This is a genomic window from Streptomyces sp. SID10853, assembly GCF_010548145.1.
Taxonomy (GTDB): domain Bacteria; phylum Actinomycetota; class Actinomycetes; order Streptomycetales; family Streptomycetaceae; genus Streptomyces.
Window position 1 is genome coordinate 1 of record NZ_JAAGLN010000295.1, and the last position, 7386, is coordinate 7386.

7 protein-coding genes and 1 pseudogene are annotated in these 7386 nt (G+C 72.4%); 7 read left to right on the forward strand and 1 reads right to left on the reverse strand.

The genetic code is table 11. The features are described 5' to 3' along the window. Positions 1 to 302 (reverse strand): MBL fold metallo-hydrolase (locus G3I19_RS32570; protein ID WP_164267317.1); only part of this gene is annotated, 302 nt, incomplete at its 3' end. 155 nt (positions 303 to 457) lie between these two features. Between G3I19_RS32570 and hrcA the strand changes: the two genes are divergently transcribed. From hrcA to G3I19_RS32605, 7 genes and pseudogenes are all read left to right on the forward strand, one after another. After that, complete coding sequence (hrcA, locus tag G3I19_RS32575) at positions 458 to 1468, forward strand: heat-inducible transcriptional repressor HrcA (RefSeq protein ID WP_164267318.1); 1011 nt, start codon at positions 458 to 460, stop codon at positions 1466 to 1468. Then, complete coding sequence (gene dnaJ, locus G3I19_RS32580) at positions 1469 to 2605, forward strand: molecular chaperone DnaJ (protein ID WP_164267319.1); 1137 nt, start codon at positions 1469 to 1471, stop codon at positions 2603 to 2605. Positions 2606 to 2848: 243 nt separating this feature from the next. Next, positions 2849 to 3922, forward strand: a complete 1074-nt coding sequence (locus G3I19_RS32585) for a nitronate monooxygenase (protein ID WP_164267320.1) — start codon at positions 2849 to 2851, stop codon at positions 3920 to 3922. After that, on the forward strand, positions 3919 to 4680 hold the full coding sequence (locus tag G3I19_RS32590; RefSeq protein WP_164267321.1) for a 16S rRNA (uracil(1498)-N(3))-methyltransferase: 762 nt from the start codon (positions 3919 to 3921) through the stop codon (positions 4678 to 4680). The genes G3I19_RS32585 and G3I19_RS32590 overlap by 4 nt, the downstream gene beginning before the upstream one ends. A 96-nt stretch (positions 4681 to 4776) precedes the next feature. Further along, positions 4777 to 5337, forward strand: a complete 561-nt coding sequence (locus G3I19_RS32595; protein ID WP_239074988.1) for a hypothetical protein — start codon at positions 4777 to 4779, stop codon at positions 5335 to 5337. 116 nt (positions 5338 to 5453) lie between these two features. Then, positions 5454 to 6404 carry a hypothetical protein gene (locus G3I19_RS32600; protein ID WP_164267322.1) on the forward strand — a complete coding sequence of 317 codons (951 nt, stop codon included), beginning with the start codon at positions 5454 to 5456 and terminating at the stop codon, positions 6402 to 6404. A gap of 5 nt (positions 6405 to 6409) precedes the next feature. Continuing rightward, positions 6410 to 7386, forward strand: a pseudogene (locus tag G3I19_RS32605) (peptidase S41); the annotation flags it as partial.

The following is a 7386-nucleotide window of genomic DNA, read 5'->3' on the forward strand; positions in this document are numbered from 1 at the left end:
CGGGTGAGCAGCGCCCGGGTCCCCACCGCCCCGTACACCTGCACCCCGGCGAACGCGGCGGTGCCCAGCACATGGTCGAAGTGCGGGTGGCTGAGCGCGATGTGCGTCACCCGGCGGCCCAGCGCCGCCTCCGCGCGCATCCGGACCTCCCGGCCCTCGCGGAGCGTGGCACCCGTGTCGAAGAGCAGTGCGCCGAACCGGCCCGCCACGAGCCCGGCCGTCGCGTCCCAGCGCGGGAGCCGGCACCGGCCCACGCCCGGCGCCAGGTGTTCCCAGCCGGAGTCTTCCCAAGCGGCGTCCATACCGCGACGCTATCCCGGTCGGCGGACACCGGCGCGACCGTGCGAAGGGCCGCCCTTGCCAGCGGTGAACCTCTCCGCCGTACACTGGGACGCTGCTGGCACTCGAACATTCCGAGTGCCAGGCGGCCCGGATCGACAGCTGGAGGTGTGCGCGGGTGCTCAGCGAACGCAGACTCGAAGTGTTGCGCGCCATCGTCCAGGACTATGTGGGCACCGAGGAGCCGGTCGGCTCCAAGGCGCTCACCGAGCGGCACCGGCTCGGTGTCTCACCGGCCACCGTCCGCAACGACATGGCGGCCCTTGAGGACGAGGGGTTCATCGCCCAGCCGCACACGAGCGCGGGCCGCATCCCTACGGACAAGGGGTACCGGCTGTTCGTCGACCGGCTCGCGGGCGTCAAGCCCCTCTCGTCGCCCGAGCGGCGCGCCATCCAGAACTTCATGGACGGCGCGGTCGACCTCGACGACGTGGTGGGCCGGACCGTGCGGCTGCTGGCGCAGCTCACCCGGCAGGTCGCCGTCGTGCAGTATCCGTCGCTGACCCGTTCCACGGTGCGGCATGTGGAGCTGCTCGCGCTGGCGCCCGCCCGGCTGATGCTCGTCCTGATCACGGACACCGGACGGGTCGAGCAGCGCATGATCGACTGCCCGGCGCCGTTCGGTGAGACATCTCTCGCGGATCTCAGGGCCCGGCTCAACAGCCGGGTGGTGGGGCGCCGCTTCGCGGACGTACCACAATTGGTGCAGGACCTGCCCGAGTCATTCGAACAGGAAGACCGGGGTACGGTTTCCACGGTGCTCGCGACCTTGCTCGAAACGCTGGTCGAGGAGACCGAGGAACGGCTGATGATCGGCGGAACCGCCAATCTGACGCGATTCGGACATGACTTCCCACTGACCATCAGGCCGGTGCTGGAAGCGCTTGAGGAGCAGGTCGTGCTGCTCAAGCTGCTCGGTGAGGACTCGGGCATGACCGTACGCATCGGGCATGAGAATGCCCACGAGGGCCTGACGTCCACATCGGTCGTCGCCGTCGGCTACGGTTCGGGCGACGAGGCAGTCGCCAAACTCGGCGTGGTCGGACCGACCCGCATGGACTACCCCGGAACGATGGGAGCGGTACGCGCAGTGGCACGTTACGTCGGACAGATCCTGGCGGAGTCGTAAGTGGCCACGGACTATTACGCCGTTCTCGGCGTGCGCCGCGACGCTTCCCAGGACGAGATCAAGAAGGCATTCCGGCGATTGGCGCGCGAGCTCCACCCGGACGTCAACCCCGATCCCAAGACGCAGGAACGCTTCAAGGAGATCAACGCCGCCTACGAGGTGCTGTCGGACCCGCAGAAGAAGCAGGTCTACGACCTCGGCGGCGACCCGCTCTCGCAGGCGGGCGGCGGCGGGGCCGGCGGCTTCGGCCAGGGCGGCTTCGGCAACTTCTCGGACATCATGGACGCGTTCTTCGGTACGTCGTCCCAGCGCGGGCCGAGGTCGCGTACGCGGCGCGGCCAGGACGCGATGATCCGGCTGGAGATCGACCTCAACGAGTCGGCCTTCGGCACCACGAAGGACATCCAGGTCGACACCGCCGTGGTCTGTACGACCTGCAGCGGCGAGGGCGCGGCCCCCGGCACCTCGGCCCAGACCTGCGACATGTGCCGCGGCCGCGGTGAGGTCTCGCAGGTCACCCGGTCCTTCCTGGGCCAGGTCATGACCTCGCGGCCGTGCCCGCAGTGCCAGGGCTTCGGTACGGTCGTGCCGACCCCGTGCCCCGAGTGCGCGGGCGACGGGCGCATCCGCTCCCGCCGCACGCTGACGGTGAAGATCCCGGCCGGTGTCGACAACGGCACCCGGATCCAGCTCGCGGGCGAGGGCGAGGTCGGCCCCGGCGGCGGCCCCGCCGGTGATCTGTACGTCGAGATCCACGAGCTGCCGCACGCGGTCTTCCAGCGGCGCGGGGACGATCTGCACTGCACGGTGACCGTCCCCATGACGGCGGCGGCCCTCGGCACGAAGGTGCCGCTGGAGACGCTGGACGCGCTGGAGGAGGTCGACATCCGGCCGGGCACACAGTCCGGTCAGTCGATCCCGATGCACCAGCGCGGCATCACGCATCTGCGCGGCGGCGGCCGTGGCGACCTGATCGTGCATGTCGAGGTGCTCACCCCGACGAAGATGGACGCCGAACAGGAGCGCCTGCTGCGGGAGTTCTCCAAGCTGCGCGGCGAGGAACGGCCCACCGGCCAGTTCCAGCCCGGGCAGCAGGGGCTGTTCTCCCGGCTGAAGGACGCGTTCAACGGGCGGTAGCGGGGGTTGTTCTTTCTGCCGGGGGTCCGGGGGTCGTCCCCCGGGGGATGCAGTCAGCCGGGGCAGCAGGGGCTGTTCTCCCGGCTGAAGAAGGACGCGTTCAACGGGCGGTAGCCCCCCGGCCGGCCGGGCGCCGGCCCGGTCGAACGGGCGGCAGCCCCTCCCGGTCAGCCGGGGCGGCGGCCCCCGGCGTACTCGCGCCACCGATTCGGTGCGGTGCGGAGGACGTGGCACGATGCGGTCATGTCCTCCGTACTCGCCGATCTCTGCCGATATCCGATCGTGCAGGCCCCCATGGCGGGCGGTGCTTCAGGCCCGCAGCTCGCCGCAGCCGTCTCCGAGGCCGGTGGTCTCGGGTTCCTCGCCGCCGGGTACAAGACCGCGGACGGCATGTACGAGGAGATCAAACAGCTGCGCGGGCTGACCTCCCTGCCCTTCGGCGTGAATCTGTTCATGCCGCAGTCCGACAACGCCGATCCGGCCGCAGTCGAGCTCTACGGCCAGCAGCTCGCAGGTGAGTCCACCTGGTACGAGACGCCGCTCGGCGACGTCCACGGCAGCTCGGACGACGGCTACGAGGCCAAGCTGGCCGTCCTGCTCGACGACCCGGTCCCGGTCGTCTCCTTCACCTTCGGCTGCCCCTCCCGCGATGTGCTCGACGCCTTCGACCGGGTCGACACCTTCACCATCGTCACCGTCACCACCGCCGAAGAGGCGCAGACCGCCCAGTGGTGCGGCGCCGACGCGGTCTGTGTGCAGGGCATCGAGGCGGGCGGTCACCAGGGCACGCACCGCGACGACCCGCAGAACGACGGCACGGGCATCGGTGTGCTGTCGCTCATCACCCAGGTCAGGGAGACCGTGCAGCTGCCGGTCATCGCGGCCGGCGGCCTCATGCGCGGCGCGCAGATCGCGGCGGTGCTCGCGGCGGGCGCGGAAGCCGCGCAGCTCGGCTCGGCCTTCCTGGTGTGCCCCGAGTCCGGCGCAAACAGGCTGCACAAGCAGGCCCTGACCAACCCGCTCTTCGTCCGTACGGACCTCACCCGCGCGTTCAGCGGGCGCCCGGCGCGCGGTCTCGTCAACCGGTTCATGCGCGAGCACGGACCGTACGCCCCCGCCGCCTATCCGCAGGTGCACCACCTCACCGCCGGGCTGCGCAAGGCGGCGGCCGGAGTGGGCGACGCCCAGGGCATGGCGCTCTGGGCGGGCCAGGGCCACCGCCTCGCCCGCGAGCTGCCCGCGGGGCAGCTCATCGAGGTGCTGGTCGCCGAACTGGACGCGGCCCGCACGGCGTTGGCCGACGGCGGTCCGTCATGACCGCCCCGGTCTTCGTGGTCGACGCGGCGGGCGGCCTCGACACGGCGGCACCTGGCGGCCGGTTCGTCCTGGACGGCCCCGAGGGCCGGCACGCGGTGTCCGTGAAGCGGCTGCGGGCGGGCGAGGACGTCGTACTGACCGACGGCGCCGGCCGCTCCGCGCGGTGTGTGGTCCTGGCGGCCGAGGGCAAGGACCGGCTGGAGCTCCGGATCGAGGCGTGCGCCGACGACCCGCCGCCGGTACCCCGGATCACCGTCGTGCAGGCGCTGCCCAAGGGCGACCGCGGCGAGGTCGCCGTCGAGACCATGACCGAGACCGGTGTCGATGTGATCGTGCCGTGGCAGGCGTCGCGCTGCATCACCCAGTGGCGGGGCGACCGGGGCGCCAAGTCCCTCGCCAAGTGGCGCAGTACGGCACGGGAGTCGGGCAAGCAGTCACGGCGTACCCGCTTTCCCGAGGTCACCGAGGCGCTGAGCACCAAGCAGGTCGCCGCGCTGCTCGCGGACGCCGACCTGGCCGGGGTGCTGCACGAGGACCAGGAGTACGGCAGCGAGCCACTGGCAGCGGCCGGACTCCCCACGTCCGGCGAGATCGTGCTGGTCGTCGGCCCCGAAGGGGGAGTGTCCCCGGAGGAGCTCGCGGCGTTCACGGCGGCCGGGGCCGGGGTGTACCGGCTGGGCCGCAGTGTGCTGCGCACCTCCACGGCGGGCACGGCCGCGGGAGCGCTGCTGCTGGCCAGGACGGGACGCTGGGGCTGAGCGGGCCCGCCCTCCGGGCACGGTCAGCCACCCGCGAGAGTGAAGTGGCAGCCAAGGGGCTGTGCACCGGGCCGCTCCGGTGGGAACCTGCCCCGTATGGGGGCATTGAGGCACGTATCGAGACGGGTGCGGTACCAGTCGGTTCTCGCGGCGATCGGCTTTGCCGGCACGGCAGTTGCCGGTGTCGCCGCCTGTGACCCGGTCGACGGGGTGAACACCGCGTCCGTCGCCTACACCACCGACCGCACCGCCACCAGCGCCCTGGAGCACCACGGCGTCGGCGTCGACTGGCTGTCCTGCACGGCCGACTCCGCAGCCGGCACCGGGGCCCCGTCCGCGCCGCCGTCCGCCTCCGCGCGCGACGTGGCACAGGTCGACTGCCAGGGCAGGACCAAGGGCAAGCAGGACATCACCGTCAAGGGCAGGGTGACGAGGACCGTCGACGGGCGCTGCGTACAGGGCGATCTGACCAGCACGGTCGGCGGGGAACTGGCCTTCACGGCCACGCTCCTGGGCAACTGTGCGGCCCCGCCCCCGGACACCACCACCCCGCCACCGGCCCGAAGTGGCGGCAGCGGCGGCAGCGTTGGCGGCGCCGCACACCCTGCGCCGACCGTGACGGTGACCGCCACCGTGACGCAGTACCCGGGCAAGTAGCGCGGACACGACCAGCGCTTAGGTATCCCGCCTAGGTATCCCACCCGCGGATTTAGGTGTACGGATCTTCGCTCCGGGGCCGCGCGTGGCGGGCTTTCGCCGGTCAGAGTAGGTCCATGGCTGCCCTTCCCGAACCGGACGTCCTTCCCGAGCCGGAGCTCGGTGCGCTCTCCGAACGCCTTGCCGCCACCCGCCTGGTGACCCTCACCGGCCCCGGCGGCATCGGCAAATCAAGGCTGGCCGCCAGACTCGCCGAGTCCACCCGGTGTACGGGCGCACCCGTGCACCGGGTGGACTTCTCCGGCTGCCCCGACGTGGCGCTCGTCCCGTACACGGTGGCCGCCGCGCTGCACACCGCCCCCGCGCCCGGCACCGACCCGGTGCGCGCGGTGCTCGACCTGCTCGCCGGGAGCCGGGGGCTGCTCGTCCTGGACACCTGCGAACACGTCCTGACGGGCTGCGCCTACCTCGTCGGCCGGCTGCACGACAGCTGTCCCGGGCTGCGGATCCTGACCACCAGCCGCAGGCCGCTCGGCGTACCGGACGAAGACCTGGTGGAGGTACCGCCGTTGCCCAGGGACCGGACCGCAGGCCTGCTCCAGGAGCACGCCGCCTCGTACGGGGTCGAGCTGCCCGGCTGCTGGGCCGGGCGGCTGGCCGGGCAGCTCGACGGCGATCCGCTCTCCACCCTGCTCGCCGCCCGCAGCCTGCGGCAGCTCACCGCGCGGCAGCTGCACGCGGCGCTCGGCGCGCCCGGCGGGCGCTTCGCCGTCCTCACCGACGGCCCCGGCGATCCGGCCAGGCACCGCACGCTGCTGCAGGCCGTCGAGTGGAGCCACGAGCTGTGCAGCAGGGCCGAACGGCTGCTCTGGGCCCAGCTGTCGGCGTTCACCGGTGAGTTCACCGCCGAGCAGGTCCGTACGGTATTCCCTGACGGGTCATCGCTCGCCTCGCTGGTGAGCTCATCGGTGGTGCACGCCCGCGGCGACGGGACCTACCGGCTGCCGCTGGCGCACAGGGAGTACGGAAAACTCCGGCTCGCCGGTCTTGGTGACGGCCTAGGGTGATCCATGTGACGCAGCCTTCCTATCTCCGGTTTCCGCATGTCCAGGGCGATCTGATCGCCTTCACCGCAGAGGACGACGTCTGGATGGCCCCGCTCGACGGCGGCCGTGCCTGGCGTGTCAGCGCCGACAACAGCCCCGTCAGCCATCCCCGGATATCGCCCGACGGCCGCTGGGTCGCCTGGACCTCCACCAGGGACGGGGCACCCGAAGTCCATCTCGCCCCGGCCGAGGGCGGCCCGTCCCGGCGGCTGACCTACTGGGGCGACGCACGGACCGCCGTCCGGGGCTGGACCCCCGAGGGCGAGGTGCTCGTCATCAGCGCCCAGGGCCAGGTCTCGCTGCGGCGCAGCTGGGCGCGGGCCGTGCCGGTCGACGGAGGCCCCGCGCGGACCCTGCCGTACGGGCCGGTCGGCTCCCTCGCGTACGGGCCCGACCAGCGGGTGCTGCTCCTCTCGGCGACGATGGGCCGCGAGGCCGCCAGCTGGAAGCGGTACCGGGGCGGCACCGCCGGCAAGCTGTGGACCGGTGAGACCGGAGGGGACTTCGTACGGCTGCACGCCGCTCTCGACGGGAACATCGAGTGCCCCCTGTGGGTCGGCGACCGGGTGGCCTTCCTCTCCGACCACGAAGGTGTCGGAGCCCTCTACTCCTCGCTCCCGGACGGCTCGGAGCTGCGCAGGCACACCCCGGCCGAGGGTTTCTACGCGCGGCACGCCGCCACCGACGGCACCCGCGTCGTCCACATGGCGGCCGGTGAACTGTGGATCACCGACGACCTCGAAGGCGCCGAGCCCCGCCGGATCGACGTCAGGCTCGGCGGCCAGCGCGCCGACCTCCAGCCGCACTCCGTGCGCGCCGGACACCACATCGGCACCGCCTCACCGGACCGCACCGGCCGCGGCAGCGCCGTCGAGTCGCGCGGCGCCGTGCACTGGGTCACCCACCGGGAGGGCCCCGTCCGGGCGCTGGCCGCCGAGCCGGG